This window comes from Mesomycoplasma hyorhinis ATCC 17981 (assembly GCF_000383515.1).
Taxonomy (GTDB): domain Bacteria; phylum Bacillota_I; class Bacilli_A; order Mycoplasmatales; family Metamycoplasmataceae; genus Mesomycoplasma; species Mesomycoplasma hyorhinis.
In genome coordinates this window covers 68,070-90,563 of record NZ_KB911485.1, presented here as the reverse complement: position 1 = coordinate 90,563, position 22,494 = coordinate 68,070, and the positions used below count along the sequence as shown (strand labels likewise).

Here is a 22,494-nt window from a genome sequence, read left to right as displayed (position 1 = left end):
CAATTAATGATAAAAAAACTCTTTTTGTATTCTTTGAGATAACTTTTTTTAGTAAAATTTAAAAATACTAAGGAGGGAAAACATGAAAAAGTGAAGTAATAAATCAATTGCTTTTATTTCAATTTTTGTTTCTATTACTGTCATAATGCTAATTATTAGTGTTAGAATTTTTCCTCCTTCCATTTTACCAACATTTAAATACTCTGTTGTTGGTTTGCCTGTTAAACTGACTGGCTTCATTTTTGGACCAATTGTTGGGTTTTTAACTGGAGTTTTATCAGATTTAATTACCTTTATGTTTGTTCCTTCTCTTTATTCAATTTTTTATACTTTTTATTTAGGGGTTACTGGATTTATACCAGGAATCTTCTTTTGAATTTTTATCAAGCAAGGGAAAAAATTTTTTGCTAATGCAAGTATTATTAAAAGACACGAAGATAAAATTGAAGTTTTACAAGCTCAGTTAATTTCTGAAAATGATGAAACTAAAAGAAAAATGATTGAACAAAAAATCTCACTTTTACAAACAAAAATCAAGAAAACTGAAGCTCTTAAATACAATAAACATTGACTTAATTTTTCTTGAATCACAAACTCAATCATTATTTTTATTGTTGTAGTTTGTATTGCAACTACTATCTATTTTATTCCAGATGAAATAATCAAAAAAAATAAATTCATCAACAAGAAACTTTATGGAATTTTACTTGTTGTTTTTGGTTCTACTTCAATGATTATCTTTTTATTGTTTGCTAGGTTTTTTAAATTTTTTATTAGAAATGAAATGTATTTAAGAATGGCTCCAATTGTAGCTTTTTCTGCTTTACATGAACCTTTAGGAAATATTATTATTGCTTTTGGTGATGTTCAATCAGGAGTTTTAGACAGCTTTGAAACGTCATTAATAAGCCATTTTTTAACTTCTCCAATTAAAATATGAATAAACTTAAGTGTAATCTATCTAACTTCTAGTATTATTATTCCAATGGTTAACAATAAAAGTTTTTATTCATATTAAATTAGGTGTTTATGAAATCAAATGATGACTTGCAAAAACTTGGCTTATTTTTCTTTCAAATAAACAATAAAAATTTTGATCATTTTACTTTCAACTTTTTAAAAGGTGAAGATACTTTAATTTATTCATCTGATGAACAATTATGAAATAAATTTAAACAAATTCTAACTAAAAGTGTTAACTATAACGGAATCATTTTCAACGACGGAGAAATTCTTGATAATCTCAAAAATAAAAATAAATTTTACTTCAATTTCCTTTCTAAAAATGACTTTGAAAAGTATAAAGATTACTCTATTTTTAATTTTCTAAGACAAAGATTTGCAGCAGAAACTAACTCTGAATGTTTAAAACAAAAATACATTCTAGAAAAAAAATACTTACAAGAAAAGCACATTAATTTTGAACTAGCATTTTTTGAACAACAAAATTATTCCAAACTTTTAAATTTAATAATAGAAAAATTGGATAAAGAAATTGATGAAAGTTCTTTTTCTGAATCTAATTTCTTATACGTTCTTAAAAAAATCTGAATTCTTATTTGACAATTTAAATCGAGTTATTTTCAATATTATCAAGAAAAAATTGATGATTTAATCAAATTTGAAAAACCTTATTTAAATTTTATTTCTAAATTAGACAAAAATTTAGTATCTCTTAATTCTGTTGTTGATATTTATTATTTAGAACATTATAAACACAATAATATCCTCAAAAATCCTAATAATAATGAATTAGATAATGAACTTGAATCAAAAGCTTTAAAATACAGATTCATTAGTAAATGAATAAAGAAAAAGAAGGTTTTAAAGAAAAAAAATACTATTTATTATTTCTTAAAAAAACTAATAATTAGTGACATAAAAGAAGCATCTCAAGATGCAAGATTTGATAAAAATAAATTAATTAAAGTTTATTTTATTTTAAATAAAAAGTTTTTAAAACTATGAAAATATAAGTTTATTTTTAATTCAAAAAATAGTTTTGATTTAATAACTTTTTATGATTATTGATATAGTTGACTTCATACTAATTTTGCAAAAATTGTTGACAATCCAAAATCCGATAAAACTCGATGAGTTAAAAGTTGTTTTAATGTTAATTTCAAAACAAGTTATTGAAGTTATAAAACTTTTTTAGCTAATTTACTTGATAAATTTTCGCAATGAAAAATCAAAAATAAAGAAAAACGCGAACTTGAAAATCAAATCGCAAAGCAAAAAGAAGAAATTCGTGAAAAATTTCAAAATTCACACACTTATTGAACTTACTTAAATTCTTTATACGAACAAAAATCTACACAAAACTGAATTAAAGATTCAATAATTAAAAATTTCAAACTTCATTCTAGTATTAGAGAAGAAAATGAAGACAAATTAAAAAGAATTAAAAAAATTCTTTTTGAACTTGTAAAAAAACATACTGATACTTTTGCTGACTTAGAATTCATTAACTCTTTTTGTAAAGAAACTTTCGAAAATATTCAAAACAGGGAAATTAAATCAAGTCATAAAAACAACATTTTAAATAATAAATATTTTTATAATTTCATTTTAGAAAAAGAAATAATTAGTTTTTGTGAAAAAAATAATTTCAATCATGGTGTTTTATTTAAAAAATACAAAGAACTAAACGAAGAACAAAAAATTAATCTTGAATGCTCAATTTCTCAATGATTTCATTATGAATTTTACTTCCTAAATACTTCAAATTTCTACTTTGAACCCAATTCATTTATTGATCATTTTTTAAGATTTAAAAAACAAAATCAATCTCTAATAATTTTTTCTAACAAATTTTTAAAACCACAATTTCTCAATTTCTTGTTTATAGAAAAAAATAAAATTATTGAATCTTTTGTAAACAATGATTACAAACCTGAATTTGAAACCACTTTTGCTAATTACTTTTTTAATCATCATGATTTTGATCTTGATTTATTAAAAGATTTACCGACTAAAAAATATGATGAGTTTTATTATCAAAACGTTGAATTCAGTGGATTTAATAAAATAAAAAATATTTGAGAAGAGTGATCTGATAAAATTCAAGAAGAAAAATCTCAAACAATTTTAAATCTACAAAAGACTTTAGAAAAAGGCGATTATCCTATTGCAGAAGATGATATTTTTATCAGTGACATTAAAATTCAAAAACCAAAATTAGATATAAATTTAAAGGAAAAAAATGGAAAATAAATACAATCATTCATTTGTCGAAAAGAACATTAACCAAAAATGGATTGATAAAAAATATTTTGTTGCAAATAGAAATCCAAAAAAACCTTTTTCAATAATTTTACCTCCTCCAAATGTAACAGGAAAATTACATCTTGGTCATGCTTGAGATAGTTATTTACAGGACACAATCATCAGATTTAAAAAATTAAAAGGTTATGATGTTTTATTTCTTCCAGCAGTAGATCATGCAGGAATTGCAACTCAAGCAAAAGTAGAAGAAAAACTTCTTAAACAAAACATCAAAAAAGAAGATTTGGGTAGACAAAAATTTTTAGAAAAAGTGTTCGAATGAAAAGATGAATATTATCAAAATATCAAAGAACAATGATTTAAATTAGGTCTTGGTTTTGATTACACAAAAGAAAGATTTACTTTAGATCCACAAGCACAAGAAGCTGTTAGTGATGTATTTGTTACTTTGTACAAAAAAGGCTTCATTTATAAAGCAAATCGTGCAATTAATTGAGATGTTAAACTAAAAACAGCTCTTTCAAATATTGAAGTAATAAACAAACCAGTTGAACAAAAAATGTACTATTTAAAGTACTTTATCCAAAATTCCGATGAGTTCTTAACTGTTGCTACCACTAGAATTGAAACTATTTCTTGTGATGTTGCTTTAGCTATAAATCCAAAGGATAAAAGGTACTTAAAATATGCAAACAAAAAAGTTATTCATCCTTTTACCAACAAGCTAATTCCAATTATTTTAGATGAATATGTAGATATCAATTTTGGTTCTGGAGTTATGAAAGTTTCTTCACATAGTATGGCTGATTTTGATATTATGCAAAAACATAATTTAAATGCTGTTGAATGTATCGATATCAACGGAAAACTAACAAGTCAAGTTGAAGGATTTAAAAACAAAGATAGAATTGAAGCTAGAGATTTAATTGCTAATTATCTAAAAGAAAAAGATCTACTTTTAAAAACAGAAAACATTATTTCTAATGTAGGATTTTCACAAAGAAGTGATGAAGTTGTTGAGATTCTTGTTCAACCACAATGATTTATTTCAATGAAAAAACTTGCACAAAATCTTTTAGAGCATTTAAATTCAAAAGATAAAGTTTTATTTTATCCTTCTAAATTTAGAAAAACAATGATTTCTTGAATGGAAAATGTTCACGATTGAACAATTTCCCGTCAACTTTGATGAGGACACAGAATTCCTGTTTGATATAAAAATGAAGAAATTAAAGTTCAAAAACAAAACCCTGGTGCAGGTTGAATTCAAGACGAAGATGTTTTAGATACTTGATTTTCTTCAGGTTTAACACCTTTTGTATTTTTAGGTTGGCCACAAAAATTAGATATTGTTAAAAAATATTATCCAACAAATTTATTAGTAACAGGTTGGGATATTATCTTCTTTTGAGTAGCTAGAATGTATTTTTTAGCACTTGAAATCACAAAGAAAAAACCTTTCAATGCTGTTCTTTTACATGGTTTAATTCGTGATATGAATGGTAAAAAAATGTCCAAATCCTTAGGTAATGGAATTGATCCAATGGAAGTGATTGAAGAATATGGCTCCGATGTTTTAAGAGCTACTTTAATTTTTAATTCAACTCCAGGACAAGACATTAAATTCAATATTGAAAAATTAAATGCTGCTTGAAGTTTGAATAACAAATTATGAAATATTGCAAAATATATTAAATCTTTAGAATCTAAAAAAACAAAACAAAATTTTGTGGATTTATGAATCTTAAATAAATTAACTGTTTTAAACAAAACAATTTCCAAATATATGAATAAATATAATTTTTCATTAATTTCTAAATCTATAAACGAGTTTGTTTTTGAAGATTTTTCATCTTGATATATTGAATTAAATAAATTACATCAAAATGGATATCATTTAAGAAAGGTTCTTAAAAAAGTTTTAATTGTTCTACATCCTTTTATTCCATTTTTAACTGATTATTTATTTAAAGAAATCTTTAACGAAGAGCTACTTGAGCAAAAAAGATTAATGTTTAGAAATTATAAAAACACAGAAAAAATTGATAAAGTTATTGAAATTGTTTCTGAACTTAGAAAATATCGTGAAAAACATAATATTTCTAAAAAAGAAAAATTACAATATTGAATTAAAAATAATTCTTTAGATTCTGATTCATTGAACTTAATCAATAAATTAGCAATTGCTGAAATCTTTGAAAATAATGTTTCTATTTTAAAAACCAATAATTTCGAAATTTTCTTAAATCTTTCAGAATCCAAACAAAATGAAGAACAATTAAGAATAGAAAAAGAAATTAAATATTTAGAATCCGAAGTTCAAAGATCTTCTACAATCTTGTCAAATCCTAATTTCTTAGCAAAAGCACCTAAAGAAAAAATTGAATTAGAAAAATCTAAATTAGAAGATTATAAAAACAAATTAAATTATTATTTATCAAAGAAAAAATAAAAAAAATAAATTTTTGTTTTAAAATTTATAGCATAAAAAAGGAAAAAAATATGACAAAATACGTAGTAAGACACAATAATGCATGAGCTGTTAAAAACCCACAAGCAGAAAAAGTTACAAAAACTTTTGCAACACAAAAAGAAGCAATTGAATATGCAAAAAGCTTAAAAAAAACAACAAGTGTTATGGTGGAACAAGTTAACGGACAGTACAGAAAGGCATAAAAAAATGGCATAAAGCCATTTTTTTTTTTTTTTAGATTTAATTATTAAAAAATAATTTTATTTTTTTAAAAAACAAAACTTCTTGAAAGATAATAAATTGCTTCTGATAATGTTGGATGTGTATAAGTTGATTTTTGTAAATCAAAGATTGTTAAATTATTTTTAACTGCCAAAGCAATAGTATTAATTAAATTAGAAGCATCTTCTAAAAACATAAAGCAACCTAGAATTCTTCCTGTTGATTTTTCTACATTCATTTTTAAAAATGAAAATTGTTTTTCTAAGTTATCTGCATGAGCTCTTGGAAGTGAAGAAGCAGGAATTTCAACTGAAACAAAATCAACTCCTTCTCTTTCTAATTGTTTATCACTTAAACCAACACCAGCAACATCTTGATTTAAGTAAATTGCTCATGGAGTTGTTGAAACATCTAAAGTTTCTTCATTTTCGAATTCTAAAATCTCTTTTGCAACTATATCACCTTGTTTATATGCGATTGAAGAAAGCATCATTGAACCAGTTACATCACCAATTGCATAAACATTTTCTAATGAAGTTTTATTTCTGTGATCAACTTTAACTGATTGATTTGGATTTAATTCTAAGTTTAGATTTTTAAAGGATTCTGTATTAGCAACTCTTCCAACTGCAATTAAAACTCTACAAAATCCTAAAGTCATTTGTTCTTCATTTTCTATTAAAACTGTGTTTGCATCTGTGAATTTAACAACTTTTGAATTTTCATAAATTTTAATATTTCTTTGTTGTAAATATTCTTTAACATTTGATTGTAATTTTGTATCAAAGTTACCTAAAAATTCTCTTGATTCAACAATTGAAACTTCAGACCCTAAAGCAGAGAAAAGATAAGCAAATTCTAATGAAATAGGACCTGCACCAATTATCACTAGTTTTTTAGGAGCTTTATTAATATTTAAAAGATCTGTTGAATATAATAATCTTCCTTCATTTTCTACTAGTTCTTGTCCTTCTATGTTGATTTTTCTTGAAGAAGAACCACTAGATAGAATAAGTTTGTCAAAAGTATAATCTTCTTTGTTAACTCTTGCATTGTTTTGATCTAAAATTGTAGCTTCACCAAAAACAACTTCAACACCTGCATTAGTTAAACCATTTAGTATTGCGTTGTTTAATTTTTCTTTATTTTTCTTTCTTCTTGCTTGAATTTCAAAAAAATTAAAGTGCACTTTATGAGTATGAACTCCAAATTGTGAACTTCTTTTTACTTCTTCAAATACTCTAGCTGATTTTATAAGGGTTTTAGTTGGAATGCAACCTTCATTTACACAAGTCCCACCTAAATCTTGTCTTTCAAAAAGTACTACTTTTTTGTTGTTTTTAACCAATAAAAGTGCTAATGAATATCCACCTGGACCAGCTCCTAAAACAGCAATATCAAATTTTTTAATCTCTTTATTCATAATATAGCTATTATACTCTTTTCGTTGCTTTATCGAAAAAAATGCTAATTTTAATTTTTATTCAAAAAAAAAAAAAAAAATAGAACATTATGAATGATAACTTTAAAGTAATTACACAAGATTACTCTTCTTATTTATCTACTATTAAAGAAGCGATTAAAAAATTTAAAACTGTCGATAAGGTTTTGTTTGTTTGGATTGGAACAGTTGTTTCTTCTGTACTTTTTTGAATTTTATTTTTTGTTGGTTTATTTAAAGGATGGGGAAACGTAAATTATGCCTTAATTATAATTGCATTAATTTTAGATATTTTTGCTTTTATTGTTTATATTAGAGTAAAAATAAATCAAGAACGTATAAAGAAATTTTTAAATTCTTTACATTATATGCATGAAGAAAAAACTTCAGAACTAGTTGAGACATTAAATTTAATTAATACAAGTATTGGAATAAATGACTTAGCGATGTTTCAAACAATAAGACAAGAAACTACTGTATTAAATAATTTAAAAGAAGATTTTTGATGTTTTTTAAAAGGAGTTCCCTTATTTTTTAGAAAAAAACATAAAGAAGTTGTTATTAATTTTGTCGAATCAGTAGAATCTACACTTTCCAATATCAACCAACTTAATTATAGACAGTGAGAACGTAATAAACAATAGGGTGTAAGTTTAATTTCATTCTTTAGTTTATTTTATTTCCCGAACAAATTTTCTTTTTTGTTTGGGTTTTTTATTTTTTAATTCAATTTTCGTATTCTTTTTGACAATCTTCAACTACTTTTTCTATGTCAGCTTCATTAAAAATAATAGCACCAGAAGCTAATTCGTGACCACCACCATTTCATTTGATTGCCACATTTCTAACTACTGGTCCATTAGATCTAAATTCCACTCTTCAGTTTAAAGTTTCTTCTTGAACAAAGGAAAGTCAAATTCTAAATTCATCTATATTTCCAATAATATTTGGTCTAGAAGCACTATTAGATGTTTTGTTTAATTTTTGTAATTCCTTTTGATTTAAAACAAAATAAATTACATTTTTTGTCTTTTGAATTTTTGAATAAATATAAGTTTCAAACTCAATTTCTTTTAATGATTTTGCAGTTAAATGTGAATGAATTAATTTTGTATCAGTTCCGTTTTTTCAAAGTAATGAGGCTAAATTAAGTGTTCTGGCAGAAGTATTTGAATATAAAAATCTTCCTGAATCTGTATAGATTCCAAGATAAATTAAATTTGCTGCTCTTTGATTTATTTTTCATTTTGCATATTTTGCTAAATCAGCAATTTGTTCAGCGCTTGCTATATAAGAAGAATCAACTCATTTATATGTTGAATTCAAATCATCATCGTTTGGATGGTGATCAATTCTTAAAATAGCTTTAAATTTGTTTTCATTAAATAAATTTGCAAACTCAATTCTTTCTTTAAAATTAGCATCAACAACTATTGCTAGCGAATCTTCTAAAACATCTTTTGAAGGTATTGTATCATGCTCTAAATGAAGAAAATTGAAGGATTTTTTAGCATCTCCAACAGCGAAAACCTTTTTATTAGGAAAGTTAATTTTGATTAATTCCTTTAAACCAAATTGTGAACCTAAACAATCTCCATCAGGTCTAATATGGTGAAAAATCACAATAGAATCGAATTGTTGAATTAGTTCAAGTGTCTTCTTTTTATTACCTATTTTCATTTTTTTCGTACTCTTCCGCTATCTCTACTGCTTCTTGAACTAATTTTTTAATTTCTTTTTTGTTTCTTATATTTGCGCCAGCTGCTAATGCATGCCCTCCACCTTGATATTTGCTTGCTAAAGTATTAATAACAGGACCATTTGAACGAAGTCTTACTCTAATTAATTTTTCTTCATCTACAAAGAAAATCCAAACTCTGTTGTCCCCGATATTTGCTAGCATATTAACAGATGTTGCTTGCTCTTTTGTTAAATTAAATTTTTCTCGAATCTTTTGTGTCACATGGAAATAAATAACTTTTCCTTCTTTTTTATAGTTAGAAAGAACATAAGCTAAAAAAGCTACTTCATTTTCTTCTCTTTTTGAAAGTGCTAAGTGGATTTTGTTAAAATCAAAACCAGAATTAAACAAAAATGAAGCTACTGAAAAAGTTCTTGCTGTTGTAGAAGGAAAGAAAAATCTGTTTGAATCTGTGTAAAGCCCTAAATATACATATGAAGCTATCTCTTCATCAATTTCTCATTTATTTTTCAGCAAGAAATAACCTATCATTTCAGCAGCTGCAACAAAAGAAGAATCAACTCAAATATGGTTGAATTCAAAAGAAGAAACAACAGGATGATGATCAATTCTTGCAGTACATTTAAATTTATTTTCAGCTAATAAATAACTTTTTTCGACTCTTTCAGGACCTGCTGTATCAACAATGATGGCTAGTGAATTCTCAAAGTATTTTTCTTCAATTTCTTCTTCATCAATGAATGTAAAATTCATAAATTCTAATACTCCTGATGCATTTCCGATGAAGAATACTTTCTTATCCTTGAATCTTTTTCTAATAGCCAAACCTAAACCAAATTGTGAACCTAAACAATCTCCATCAGGCCTGATATGATGAAAAATGAAGATATTTTCATGTTCTATAATAGCGTTTTCAATTTTTTTATGTGTTCCTAATTTCATTTTTGTCTCTTTTATTTATGGTATTTTATGTTTTTTTGAATACAAAAAGCTCGATAAATTTGTTCTAGTACCAATAATTTAAATATTTTATGTGGGAAAGTTAGTTTTGAAAAACTTATTTTTTCTAAATTATTAATTTCTTGTTCTAATTTTTGTTCATCCACTCCATTAGAACCGCCAATTATTAAAGTAATATTTGCTTCATTTGTGATTGTTTTAGAAAATTCTATAGAATCTGGTTGTCTTGAATTTATAGTAAAAAGAAAAACTTTTGAATTTTTTGGAATATTTTTAATAATTTCTAAAGTTTCTAAATGCTTCTTTTTATCTATATTTACTTCTTTTTTCTCTTTTAAAATAATGAAATTAACACTACTAAAGAATTCAATTCTTTTTACAAATTTAGAATAAATTTTCTTCAAATCTTCTTCATCATTATTAAAATCAATAATCGTAATTTTCATAGCTAGTTTGTGTTTTTAGCTTGTAATTCTTTTTCCTTTTCAACTTTTAAATAAAACAATAACATTTGAATATCAGCAGGATTAACCCCTGAAATTCTTGAAGCTTGCCCTATTGTATTTGGTCTTATTTTCATCAATTTATCAACTGATTCGGAAGAAAGATTATTTACTTTTTTATAATCAATATTTGCAGGAATTTTTAGTTTTTCAAGTCTAATCATTTTTTGAGCATCATTATTTTGTTTTCTAATATATCCTTCTAATCTAGCTATAACCATGAGTTCATATGCGTATTCAAAATCTGGTAAAACATCTTTGTAATCAACAGTTGGACGAGAAATTAATTTAAGTTTTGAAGTTCCATCACTTACTTCATATTTCTTTCCTAATTTGTCTTTTGGAGAAACAAATTCTTTAGATAATTTATCTATCATTTTGTCGATTTTTCGATATTTTTCAATAATTTTTTCATATTCTTTTAAAGAAATCATACCTGTTTTTTTAGCATATTTAGCCATTCTAATGTCAGCATTATCATTTCTTAAAATAAGTCTGTATTCAGCACGAGAAGTCAACATTCTATATGGTTCTTTTGTACCTTTTGTAACTAAGTCATCAATTAAGACTCCGATGTATCCATCGTTTCGTAAAATCTCAATTGGTCTTTTTTTTAGAAGCTTTTCTTTTGCATTTATACCAGCTACTAAACCTTGAGCTGCTGCTTCTTCGTATCCGCTTGTTCCATTCATTTGTCCAGCAAAAAATAGATTTTTAACTTTTTTAGACTCAAGACTTCTTTTGAGCTCTAAAGGATTTAAAGCATCGTATTCAATTGCATAACCTCATTTAGCTACCCTAGCGTTTTTAAGTCCTGGAATAGTTCTAATTAACTTATCTTGAACATCAACAGGCATCGAAGTTGACATTCCATTAATATACATAATATCTTGTCTTTTTGTTTCAGGTTCGAAAAAAATTTGGTGTCTTTCTTTTGTGCTAAATCTAACAATTTTATCTTCAATTGAAGGACAATATCTTGGACCAACTCCATTAATAGCACCTGAATACATTGAAGATCTATTTAGATTTTCATTAATAATTTTGTGAGTTTCTTCGTTTGTATAAGTTAAAAAACAAGAAATCTGTTTTTTAATATTTTGCTTTGTTTTTGAAGAAAAACTAATATTAACTAAAGGCAAAACTTCTCTTTCCACTTGCGAAAAATCAATTGAATCGGAATAAATTCGTGGCGGGGTTCCTGTTTTTAATCTTTGTAATTCAAATCCTAATTCCTTTAAATTATCAGAAAGTAAATTCGAAGTTCTTTCATTATCAGGTCCAGATTTGTATTGTTCTTCACCTCTTAAAATTTTAGAATCTAAATAAGTCCCTGTTGTAATAATCAAAGATTTAGTTTTAATCAATCCAAGTTTTTCTAAATAAATTCCACTAATGGCTTTGTTTTTAACTTCTAATTTAGTTACCAAATCTTCTATTAAAGTAATGTTTTTGCGTTGCTTAATGTCTTTGAGAATTAATTTTGAATATTTTTCTTTATCTATTTGTGCTCTAATCGCTTTAACTGCTGGACCTTTTGATTCATTTAAATATTTAACTTGAATCATTGCTAAATCTGAAAAATAACCTTGAACACCACCAAGAGCATCAATTTCACGAGTTATTATACCTTTTGCAGGTCCACCAATTGATGGATTACATGGCATAGAAGCTAATTTATGTTTGTTTAAAGTAACTAATGCTACTTTTAAATTTTCAGCTTTAGAAAGGGCATAAATAGCTTCAATTCCAGCATGCCCTCCACCTACTACTATAGCATTAAAAAATAGTTGTTTTTTATTCATAAATCATTATCTCTCTTCTTTTTCTATCTTGAAAAGTTTATTTGTTAATTCAATGATATCTCCGGGATAAAGATTTTTACCTCTAGCTTTTGTAACTGTACCGTTGATTTTTACTTCATTTTTTAATAAAAAATATTTACTTTGTCCACCTGAATCAACGATGTCGATTTTTTTTAAAAATTGACTCAATTTTATACTTTCACCTTTAATTCTGATTATCATTATTTCCTTATTTTAAAATGTGATTAAACCAATAAGTTGTTTATTTTTCTTATTTGATTGTGAATTAATCAAAAGTTTTGTTTTATTAGCTGTTATGAAAAAATTAATCTTGTCTTCAAAAACATTGATTGCATCCTTTAAAAACTTGTAGTTTACTTTAAATGTTAAAGTTGGACCACTAAAAACGTGATTTTTTGTTTTGATTATTGAGTTACCTTTTTCATCTTCATTAAATTGTACTGATAATTCATCTTCTGTGATGTTAAAAATTAAAGTATTGTGTTTTTCAGATGAAGAAATTATTGTTGCTTTCGAAGTGATTTCTATTAATTCTTTTTTTTCTATTTGAAAATAATATTGAATATCATCTTTTTTTGGAAACACTGATCTTATATCTTTGTATGTTTCTTTAAAAAGAACGCTTTGAACTGTTGTGTTTTCAAAAGTATAGCTAATTTTTCAATCATCAATAAAGAGTTTGATATCTTCTTTTGCCTCTTCTAAAACAAAATCTTTTAAATTCTTGTTTTTAATAGCGATATCTAGTTCAATTGGATTTTCTATATTAATTGTTTCCATCGCAATTCTTATACGATCTGAAGCTGAAATTTCTAGATAGTTGTCTCTTGTTTTTAAACTTAAACAAGTAAATAATAAATAATTATTTTTTTCTTTTGTATTTTCTTTACTTGTGTAACAAGCAAAAATAGTGTTTTTTATAGCTTCTCTTAATTTGCTTGCGTTGATTATTAATTTTTCTCCTCTGTTTTTGAAATCTAATTCTGGAAACTCATCTACATCATTTAATTTAATAGAAAATTGGTCAAGTCCTGATCTTAAAATCACTGTATTGTCAACTTGCTCTAAAGAAATCTTGTTTTTTAATTTCTTTAGGATGTTTTTAAACATATTTGCATTTACTAACAAACGCCCTAGACTATTAATTTCTATAAATTCAAAATTAGGAATAAAACTTTGAATAGATAATTCTCTATCTGTTGAAGTAATTACTAATCCATCTCTTCTTAATTCTAATAATAATCCTCCTAAAGCAGAATATCCGTTTGAATTTGAAATAGCAATTAAATTTCTTTCAACATATTTTTCAAGTTTTTCTTTTTCGATTATAAATTTCATTTTTAAATTCCCTTTTAATTAATTATTTATTTTATATTACTTTATTAAAAAACAATAACAATAAAGATGTTAAAATGTTAAAAACTCTAAAAAACAACGAAAAAAGAAGGATTTTCAGTTAAAAAGTTTTTAACAATGAAAAAGCTAAAAGTTATAAAAATTTACCTATTTTTTCATTAATCTTTTCTATTGCATACTTAATCGCAGGTTCTTTCTCTTTCCTAACATTAATTTTGTTGATAACTGAAATAATTGTGGAATGATCCTTGCCTCCAAAAATCTGGCCAATGCTTTTCAAAGTTAAATCTAACAAGTTTTTAACAAACCAAATTGATATATCTCTAGCCATAACAATTTCTGTTTTTCTTGAAGTCCCAATGATTTCTTCTTTGTTTATTTGGAAATAATTAGCAACTTCTTCTATTATTTTGTTATGTGTTAAGTTTTCTTTATTTTTAACAATACCTTTGAAGATCCTCTCTATAAGTTCTAATGAATAAATTTGAATGGCTTCTCCTTCTGAAAAAAATTTAATTCTATTAACTACACCTTCGATTTCTCTAACTGATTTTTTGTTATAAACTAAAAAATCTAAAGCATCTTTTTCAAATTTTTCAGGATTTATATTTTGAAATTCAAGTTTATATTTTAAAACCTTTAAAAAATCTTCTTTTGTAGGTTTAGAAAACTCTAAAATTAATCCAGAATTAAAACGAGTAATAAACCTTTCTTCAAAACCACCTAAGACTTCTGGAGATTTATCCGAAGTAATGATGATTTGTTTATCATTTTCAATGAAATTGTTCACAATTTGAAGTAAAACAGACATTGTTGAAGTCTTATTAGCTAAAAGTTGAATTTCATCAAATAATAAAACATCTGCATAGCAAACTGCTTCCAAAAAATGATTAATATCTATATTTTCTTTTTTAATCATTCAATTAGTAATTAATGTTGTAAAAGCGCTTGAATGAATGTAATAAACTGTCTTCTTCCTTTTGATAAACTCATTTCCAATTGCATGTAAAAAGTGAGTCTTTCCAATACCTGAAGAACCATATAAAAATAAAGGAGAATAAATTATAGTTTCTGCTTCGATAATATTTTCATAAGCTTTGATTATGTTTTTATTAAAATTAGCAAGTACAAAATTTCCAAAATTATATTTGTTAGTTAAAATGTTGTTAAACTTAACATTTTCTTTATGTTCTGAAGCTTTTTGTGTTGAATTTGAAGAATAATCTTCAATTTTTGAAACTTTTCCAGTTTCATTTTGCTTTTGGAAATTAACTTCATCTGAAGTAGTTAAAGAAATTATTTTTTTAATTCCAGTAACTTCGAAAACTGCTCTTTCTAATAAATGCATTCATTTATCTTCGATTTCTTTTTTAGTAAAATTATTTTCAACTTTTAAAATTATTTCAACACTGGATTCAAATAAGACTTTAATTTTTCTAAAAAAACTATTGAAAATTATTTGATCATCAACAGAAGTTTCAAAATAATTCACTAACAAAAGAGTTGTATTTTTATTATCAATCGTTTCTAAAAAAATTTCATTATCATTTTTCTTCATAATATTTAAATTATAATTATAAAGCAAAGAGAATCTATAATTTCAAATTAAAATTTGGTAAAATTTTCTCTTATCTAATAATAAATACCATTATTTTGTGGTATTATTTAAATTCATCATATTAAGAAACTATTAAAAGGAACTAAAATGAAAAGAACATACCAACCAAATAAATTAAAACACGTTAAAACTCATGGTTTTAGAGCTAGAATGGAAACAGCAGATGGTAGAAAAGTTTTAGCAGCAAGAAGAGCAAAAGGTAGAAAAAGATTAACAGTATCAGATAAATAATGTTAAATTTTAAAAAAGTTCGAAAAAACTGACAATTCCAAAATGTAATCAATTTTAAACAACAAATAGTTAATAAAGAACTTATTTTATACTACAAAGAATTCTTTCAATTTGAATTAGGAATCTCGATTCCGAAAAAATTTGTCAATGCTGTAAAAAGAAATTATTACAAGAGACAAATTAAAATTATTATTCAAAATTATCTAAAAAATAAAAAAGAATTTAATGTTAAATTCCAAATAATACTTATAACAAGAAAAAGTTTTTTAAACTTGGATTTTAAAACAAAAGAAATAAAAATAAAAAATATTTTGAATGAATTAGAAAACATATGAAACAAAAGAAAGTAAGAGCTAGTGCCTACGATTATTTCAAAGGAAATACTCAAGGCGAAGATAAAAATAAACAAATCTTTAAAAGAGCACTAAAAATTTTAAAGATAATTTTTTATTTCTGTATTTTTGGAATTACTCTTACAGGGTGTATTCAGTCTTTTGTTATTAAAACTTCAACATCTTCAGGTTCTGGAACAGAATTTTATAAAAATAAAGAAGACATTATTCCAAATTACACAATTTTTGAAGCTACAAATAAAGCAGGTAAAAACGAAATTACCAAAGCAACAAAAAGTAATAATTATTTAATTTCTGAAAAAGATGCTCCAGTTTTAAAACAATTAAGAGTACAAACAGAAGCAAATGGAAATACTTCAAACAATTACGGTCAATATAGTTCCTTGATTATGTTTCATAATGCAGATAATACTTTTGAGTATGCTAAAGGAGATAAAACCCACGAATTTTTATTTTTAAATTCAGCAGAATCTAAGTATGATCCTAAATTTAATTGAACAGATATTAAATTACCATCTCCTAAGTTTTTTGCCCTAGTTGGTGATAAATACGCAGAAGAATTTCAAAAAACACAATTAGCAGTAAACCCTATCTTACAAAATCAAGGAAATTTCTTCTATACAGTCTCTAATCAAGCTGATCCAACAAATGAAAAATACTTTAATTTTTCAAGAGATATTATTCAATATCTTTATAATAAAACTATGAATATTGAAGGGTTTAAAACTAAACTTATACCTTCAATAAATGTATTAGAATCCTATAAAAATGAAGCAGATTTTGAAAAAATCAAAAAAGAATTACAAGCAAGTAATGATCCTGTCAAAAAAGAAGCATTACAAGTTTTACAAGATTATTCAACTCTAGCTAAAACAGTTTTAATCCCAACTAGATTTACACAAATTGATCCAGTTAATAACACTTATTCCTTTGCTTACAATCTAAATGATAATGATTATTACAACTATGAAGGAATTGCGTTTAGATCTGATTATCCAAACAATCCAATTGTTACTTGATCAGATTCTTGAAAACTAGGTCCTTTTTATTCTTTGATTGTTTTCCCATTATCTAAAATAATTTTAGGAGTGTCTGAATCACAATCGATTTGGGAATTAAATGGTTGAACAACAATATTTGCTATTATCGTAGTTGTTTTATTGACAAAAATTATTTCCTTTATTTTTAGATTTAAAACAATATTTGGTCAATCAAAACAAATTGAAATGCAGGCTAAAAAAGCAAAAATTGATGCCAAATACGAACCATATAAGAAAAACAAAATGATGCAGCAAAGACATAGACAAGAGGTTGCTGATCTTTATAAAAAGAACAATTTCTCACCTTTTGCTCCGTTCTCTCAAGTTTTAGTAACTATGCCTATCTTCATAGCTGTTTGACGGGTAATTCAAGGTATTCCAAGTTTAAAAGTTACTTACTGAGTTGGTTTAGAATTAGCTTCAATTTCCTATCAGAAGTTATTCGAAGGTTTATGACAATACCTACCGATTTTGATTATTGTTGTTTTAGTTCAAGCTGTACAACAGCTACTTCCTAAATATTTAAATAAGAAAAATACTAATCGAATTATGAATCAAAATGAATCAGAAACGATGAAAAAACAACAAAAAACGCAAAGAATTATTTCTATTGTTTTTATCTTCTTTGGAGTTCTATTCCAAGCTTCGCTACAAATTTATTGAATCATTGGTGGTCTATGAGAAATAGGTCAAACTTTAGGAGTTCATTATCTTCAAAGATCAACCTTCTTTAAAGAAAAAATGAGACCTTGACTGATTCAAAAAAAACTTTTATAAGTTTAAAAAATCCGTTTAAAAGTAGTAAAATATAATTAGGGCGAAGACGGAAGTTGAGGCGTCTTCTTTTCTTGAAAAAGGCGGGGTTTTCAAGTTATATGTTAATAGATAAAATGGCGCTCTTAATAAAATTATTTCTGTTTTTTTAATTATTTCATTTAAATTACTTTTTTAACAGAATTATTGTTTATTAATCATCTTGATCATCTATAAACTATAATTATTTAATTAAAAATTGTTAAATAATTCCTCCTATTTTATTTTTATTTTTTACATTATTTTTTAAATTGTTTTTTTTATTATTTTTTTTAAAACTCAAGATGTATTTTTGCTGCCAGCAATGGCAAACATTACAAATAATAATATAACTGGTCTTAATACAGTTATGTGACCTCCTAACCCATTTTGTTTATAATTTTATTAATTTATTATATTTGCCATTTATCTAAGTCGTATTGATATCAGGTCAGTACGATTTTTTATTCTTTTTTTTCTTTTTTTAATATGTTAATTTATAATATTTAGAAACACTATTTAGAACTATTTAAAAAGAGATAATATGAGCAAAATTGATTCATTAAAAACAAGTTTTGACACTAAGACTTTTGTTTTTGAAATCTTAGCTAGTTTTTTACTAATTTTGTTTGTTTTACTTTCTTATTATTCTTTTTTTAAAAGCAAGAAAAATAAAAATCTTTATCTTTTTTCAATTATTTTAACCTTTTCATTTTTCTTAACTATATTTTTAACTTTAGGAATTGCAGGTTTTGCAGCAAATCGGCCAATTAATACTTTTTTATTGCCCCAATTAGTTATTTCTGATGCTTTTATTTTGGGCATACAAAAGGATTTTCGAGGAGCAATTTTATCAAAAGGAATTGCTTATTTATTAACTGCGCAATTACTAGGTGTTTTATTAGCTATTTTAGTATTTTATGCTTTATTTAAAGCTCTAGAAAAAATGCAAACCACAGAAGAAGATCGAAAATTTTCTTTTCAAGAATTTTTGTTTATAAAAGAAGAAAAAATACTTGTTTTTACCTTTAAAGAACTCTTTTTCATCACAACTATGACTTTAGGCCTTATTACTATCCCAAGGATAAGTGGTGCAGCCAATTTTACATTTTTTAATATACTAATTATTGAAATTATTTTCATCTTCTTTTTACTTCTTCTTTCAGCTAGATTTGGCTTTTTTACTTTTACTTTTTTTAAATATTGATTAGATTTAGTTATTTTTTCAATCATAAGTTGAAAAAATAAAACTTTAGTACAAAATAAATCTTTAATCATTAATGTTTTAATTCAAAATACAATTAGAACATTGATTAGCGTTGTAGCACCGATTGTAATTTCGCTAATTTTATTAAGCATTTCTGCAAGTTCTAATCTCACTTTTAAATTTACATAAGATAGGAATTATTTATGAACAAACAAAAATTATTTAAGTCTTTTGCTTTGATTCTTACTCCAGCAGTTACACTTTCTTCTTTTATTTCCTGTTTTTCAACAGATTCAACAAATGTAACAAACAACTTTTTAGACTCTACACAAAAAGGAAATTCTATTTATATCCCACAATACCAGTTAGGTACTTTTTTAGAACAAAAACTAGATCAATTTGTTAATGTTAGTTATATTCAAAACAATGTGTTAGACCAATCTGAGGTTTTAATTTCTAATTTCAAAAAAAACTTATTACCTCATAAATATTTACAAATTAATGTAGATCAATTTAAATTAATTAATGCAGTAAATAAATTAAATGACACATTAGCACAAAATAAAAAAATAAACATTAACAATTTTTCATACGAAATTGAATACTCTCAAGTAAAAGAAAATGATCGGGACACATCTGTTTTAGATGTTCCGGTTAATATTAGATATTTTGATCCTTCAGAAAATAACAAATGAAAACGTGAGCAAGATTTTGTTGTTATCAAACAAGTACCAGGATTTAAAATAGATGAAGAAAAACAAAAACTTATAAATAAAGTTTTAAAATTAGATATGCAAAGCAACAAAGAAAATGCACAAAAATTTGATTTTAATGACAAATCAAAATATTCAACACTTTCTTTTGTTAAATTACTAAGATCCAAAGAAAAAATTTCATACAAAGAATCTTTGGTTCCTGAAGAACAAACAAAAGATAAAACTTTAGAAAAAACCAAATTCCTAGATAAAAATATTCAAGATATTTTCTTAGTTGATCAAAATGGTAAAAAAAATTTGATTTTTAATTTACCAACAATTGATGAAGGGGTAAATTATTATCTAAAAGATGTCAAAGTAGCAGATGACGATTTTTCTAAAATAGAAATTACATTAAGAGGTGTAGCTGTTGGTGAAAAAAATAATTTTGCTTCTTTAGATCTTCATTTCACTATTGCTTCAGATAACAATAACAAATTTAAAAACTTAACAGATGAAGAATTTTTAGAACTAAGTAAAGAAAAATTAAATGTTAGATTAAAAAATCATCTTTCATTTATTAATTATCCTTGAGATAAAGCAAATGTAAATGATTTTGAAATAACAAGCAAAAATTCAAAATACAATGCTTCAATTGTGCAAGTGTTAGAAAAATCTCAAGAAACAAGAAGTGCTAAATTAGCAATTAAATTTACTAATAAACAAAATCCATCACAAGAGCCAATTTACTTTGCAAAAACTGTTGGTTTACCAAAACATCTTGAACTTTTTAATAGAGAAGATTCAGCAACAGCTGAAAAACTAAACAAACCAGAAAGAGTTCACTTGACAATTCCTGAATTACCAAGAGAAAATCTATTACAAATCACAAATTCAGTAAATGAATTAGCAAATTCCTTTGCAACTCCAGGTGGTTATCAAGAATTTAGAACCTTTTACACAAATACTAATTTTACAGCTGCTTTACACATAGGTGAAGATGTTTTAGTGGATGCAGGAATGATTTTAAAAACCTTTGCCAAATCCAAAATTATTAGTGCTTATGCTTTAGAAACAAATGTTCCAGGATCAGGAATTGGAGCACAAGTAGCGATGGAAGTACAAGTAAAAGATCTTGATATTGACCAAAGCATAAAAGACAATCAACTAAGAAATGTTGATTCATTAATATTCTTCTTTATCCACTTAGATCCTTCATTTTTAAGCCAATTAGGAACTGTTACTACAGAAACCATATCTAATAGAAAATATCAAATAGTTAAAAATATTACTCCTCAAACACCAAAATACTTAGCAAAAGGTCAACCATTTGCAAAAATTGGTACAACAGAGGTAAATGGTGGTTGAACACCTCACACACATATTGAGGTCTATCCAGTTTATTACGAAGTAAAAGATGGTAAAAAACAAGAAGTAGATACATTTTTAAATTGAGATTACATTCCAGTTAAATTTAGTTCTTTAAGAGTATCATCTCAAAGATTTAAAGATTATGATAAAAATCCAAGCAGTGTAAAAGTAGTTGGAGTAAAAACATCAACAGCAAGACGTGTTGCAACTGAATTCAACAAAGACGGAACAGCAAAATCGAAACCAAGTTCAACAATTTTAGATAGAGATTATATAAACAACATACGTGAAGAATTTAATAAACTTCAAGCTTTAAATCCAAACTGAATCTTCCAATTTAGAACTAATAATCAATCCACAGTAAGATTAGAATCTTTATATTCAGAAGCAAATAAATAAAACAAACTAATTAAAGAGATATTATGAAATCAATATTTAGTAAAAAACTTCTTTTTCTATCAGTAAGTACAATAACTTTAGTCTCAAGTGTTTTAATTTCTTGTCAAGAAAATAGCCAAACTACAACCAAAAATCAGCAAACTACTTCTTCTCAAAAACCTTCTCAAAACAGTTCTAAATCTTCACAAGCAAACATTATTAAAGAGTTAACAACTTTAAATAAAAATGTTGTTGATAATGAACTAAAACCAATTCTTAACGAAAACCTTGGTATCATCACGCAATTAGCTATTCCTTCTTTATCCTATATACTAAAAGATTCTCTGCAACTAAAAGATAATAATTCAGATTCTGAAAACAATAATGAATCTGATTTGAACAAAACTTTAGCAGAGTTTGTAGTTAATCCAAAAATATTGAGTTTGTTGCCTAAAATATTACAAATTCAAAATGATTATTCTTCAAAATTAAAGGATTTAGAAAAAGAAGCAGCTTTAACTAATGAAAATTTCCAACAGATTTTAAAAGAACAAACTCAAAAGAAAATTGAAGTAATTATTACAAAACTTTCAAACTCTGACTTTAAAGCTCAAGATTTGCCAAATAATGCTTCAACTATAAATTCACAACAAGATTTTGAATTAGCAATTGAAAATTATGTTACTTATTCTTTAGTAACACTTTTAAACAAAAATAAACAAAATATTGAAGAAGAAGTGGGTAACAGCCAAGGTACAAATATAATTGATTCATCAATTTTAAAAATTTATAAAGATCTAGCTTATCAATTAACTTCGCAATTAAAAAATCCTTTACCATTTATTATTTCTTATTTTAAAAAGTTATATCCTAATCCAACAGCTACTGATGTCGATAAATTCACAAAAGAAGTTTTAGCAAAAACTTTCGAAAACACAGTAAACAAATTCTTAGTTTTACTAGATGTTTAAAAAACAATAAATTTTTTACAAAATCCTATAAATTTATAGGATTTTTTATTTTTTTTACAAAATTAGCCAATTTTTTCAAAAAAAAAAAAAAAAAAGTACAATTTAAAAACAAAGAATTTTTTGTTGT

Annotated in this window: 19 protein-coding genes; 11 read left to right on the top strand and 8 right to left on the bottom strand. The window is 25.0% G+C overall.

Going from position 1 to position 22,494, the window contains the following annotated elements; all coding sequences use genetic code 4:
• Positions 1-82: 82 nt before the first annotated feature.
• The 4 genes from F801_RS0100420 to F801_RS04195 are packed head-to-tail and all read left to right on the top strand — an operon-like array spanning position 83 to position 5,904.
• The gene (locus F801_RS0100420; RefSeq protein ID WP_020104471.1) at positions 83-1,018 is read left to right on the top strand and encodes an ECF transporter S component; all 936 of its coding nucleotides are present in this window, start codon (positions 83-85) and stop codon (positions 1,016-1,018) included.
• Positions 1,019-1,029: 11 nt separating this feature from the next.
• Positions 1,030-3,216 (top strand): hypothetical protein, encoded by a 2,187-nt coding sequence (locus tag F801_RS0100415; protein WP_027332457.1) that lies wholly within the window; start codon positions 1,030-1,032, stop codon positions 3,214-3,216.
• Complete coding sequence (locus F801_RS0100410) at positions 3,206-5,680, top strand: valine--tRNA ligase (RefSeq protein ID WP_027332456.1); 2,475 nt, start codon at positions 3,206-3,208, stop codon at positions 5,678-5,680. Before F801_RS0100415 ends, F801_RS0100410 begins: the two co-directional genes overlap by 11 nt.
• Before the next feature lie 50 nt (positions 5,681-5,730).
• On the top strand, positions 5,731-5,904 hold the full coding sequence (locus F801_RS04195; RefSeq protein WP_014335318.1) for a DUF2188 domain-containing protein: 174 nt from the start codon (positions 5,731-5,733) through the stop codon (positions 5,902-5,904).
• Between the two features lie 65 nt (positions 5,905-5,969).
• Here the strand turns inward: F801_RS04195 and F801_RS0100400 are convergent, their stop codons facing one another.
• Complete coding sequence (locus F801_RS0100400; protein ID WP_020104470.1) at positions 5,970-7,346, bottom strand: dihydrolipoyl dehydrogenase; 1,377 nt, start codon at positions 7,344-7,346, stop codon at positions 5,970-5,972.
• An 89-nt stretch (positions 7,347-7,435) separates the two neighbouring features.
• On the opposite strand from F801_RS0100400, the gene F801_RS0100395 reads away from it, so the two are divergent.
• Positions 7,436-8,008 carry a hypothetical protein gene (locus tag F801_RS0100395; RefSeq protein ID WP_015083970.1) on the top strand — a complete coding sequence of 191 codons (573 nt, stop codon included), beginning with the start codon at positions 7,436-7,438 and terminating at the stop codon, positions 8,006-8,008.
• 70 nt (positions 8,009-8,078) lie between these two features.
• Here the strand turns inward: F801_RS0100395 and F801_RS0100390 are convergent, their stop codons facing one another.
• The 7 genes from F801_RS0100390 to dnaA form a co-directional block, all read right to left on the bottom strand.
• Positions 8,079-9,044: a bifunctional oligoribonuclease/PAP phosphatase NrnA gene (locus tag F801_RS0100390; protein ID WP_013301847.1), complete on the bottom strand. Its 966-nt coding sequence runs from the start codon at positions 9,042-9,044 to the stop codon at positions 8,079-8,081.
• Positions 9,031-10,008: a bifunctional oligoribonuclease/PAP phosphatase NrnA gene (locus F801_RS0100385; protein WP_020104469.1), complete on the bottom strand. Its 978-nt coding sequence runs from the start codon at positions 10,006-10,008 to the stop codon at positions 9,031-9,033. Before F801_RS0100385 ends, F801_RS0100390 begins: the two co-directional genes overlap by 14 nt.
• 11 nt (positions 10,009-10,019) lie before the next feature.
• On the bottom strand, positions 10,020-10,472 hold the full coding sequence (locus tag F801_RS0100380; protein WP_014335313.1) for a 23S rRNA (pseudouridine(1915)-N(3))-methyltransferase RlmH: 453 nt from the start codon (positions 10,470-10,472) through the stop codon (positions 10,020-10,022).
• Positions 10,473-10,474: 2 nt separating this feature from the next.
• On the bottom strand, positions 10,475-12,334 hold the full coding sequence (gene mnmG, locus F801_RS0100375; protein ID WP_014335312.1) for a tRNA uridine-5-carboxymethylaminomethyl(34) synthesis enzyme MnmG: 1,860 nt from the start codon (positions 12,332-12,334) through the stop codon (positions 10,475-10,477).
• A gap of 6 nt (positions 12,335-12,340) precedes the next feature.
• The gene (locus F801_RS0100370; RefSeq protein ID WP_013301843.1) at positions 12,341-12,556 is read right to left on the bottom strand and encodes an RNA-binding S4 domain-containing protein; all 216 of its coding nucleotides are present in this window, start codon (positions 12,554-12,556) and stop codon (positions 12,341-12,343) included.
• Between the two features lie 12 nt (positions 12,557-12,568).
• Positions 12,569-13,693: a DNA polymerase III subunit beta gene (locus F801_RS0100365; RefSeq protein ID WP_014335311.1), complete on the bottom strand. Its 1,125-nt coding sequence runs from the start codon at positions 13,691-13,693 to the stop codon at positions 12,569-12,571.
• 151 nt (positions 13,694-13,844) lie between these two features.
• Complete coding sequence (dnaA, locus tag F801_RS0100360) at positions 13,845-15,269, bottom strand: chromosomal replication initiator protein DnaA (RefSeq protein ID WP_020104468.1); 1,425 nt, start codon at positions 15,267-15,269, stop codon at positions 13,845-13,847.
• Between the two features lie 147 nt (positions 15,270-15,416).
• On the opposite strand from dnaA, the gene rpmH reads away from it, so the two are divergent.
• The 6 genes from rpmH (at position 15,417) to F801_RS0100325 (ending at position 22,367) form a co-directional block, all read left to right on the top strand.
• Positions 15,417-15,560, top strand: a complete 144-nt coding sequence (gene rpmH, locus F801_RS0100355; protein WP_013302498.1) for a 50S ribosomal protein L34 — start codon at positions 15,417-15,419, stop codon at positions 15,558-15,560.
• A complete protein-coding gene (rnpA, locus tag F801_RS0100350) occupies positions 15,560-15,910 on the top strand; it encodes a ribonuclease P protein component (protein WP_020104467.1) in 351 nt (116 codons plus the stop codon). The genes rpmH and rnpA overlap by 1 nt, the downstream gene beginning before the upstream one ends.
• On the top strand, positions 15,892-17,730 hold the full coding sequence (gene yidC / locus F801_RS0100345) for a membrane protein insertase YidC (RefSeq protein WP_014335785.1): 1,839 nt from the start codon (positions 15,892-15,894) through the stop codon (positions 17,728-17,730). The genes rnpA and yidC overlap by 19 nt, the downstream gene beginning before the upstream one ends.
• 559 nt (positions 17,731-18,289) lie before the next feature.
• Positions 18,290-19,141, top strand: coding sequence for an MAG4940 family membrane protein (locus F801_RS0100335; protein WP_020104466.1), 852 nt, complete (start codon positions 18,290-18,292; stop codon positions 19,139-19,141).
• A 14-nt stretch (positions 19,142-19,155) separates the two neighbouring features.
• Positions 19,156-21,417, top strand: a complete 2,262-nt coding sequence (locus F801_RS0100330; protein WP_020104465.1) for an MSC_0775 family lipoprotein — start codon at positions 19,156-19,158, stop codon at positions 21,415-21,417.
• A gap of 23 nt (positions 21,418-21,440) precedes the next feature.
• Positions 21,441-22,367 carry a hypothetical protein gene (locus F801_RS0100325; RefSeq protein WP_015084342.1) on the top strand — a complete coding sequence of 309 codons (927 nt, stop codon included), beginning with the start codon at positions 21,441-21,443 and terminating at the stop codon, positions 22,365-22,367.
• Positions 22,368-22,494: the final 127 nt, after the last annotated feature.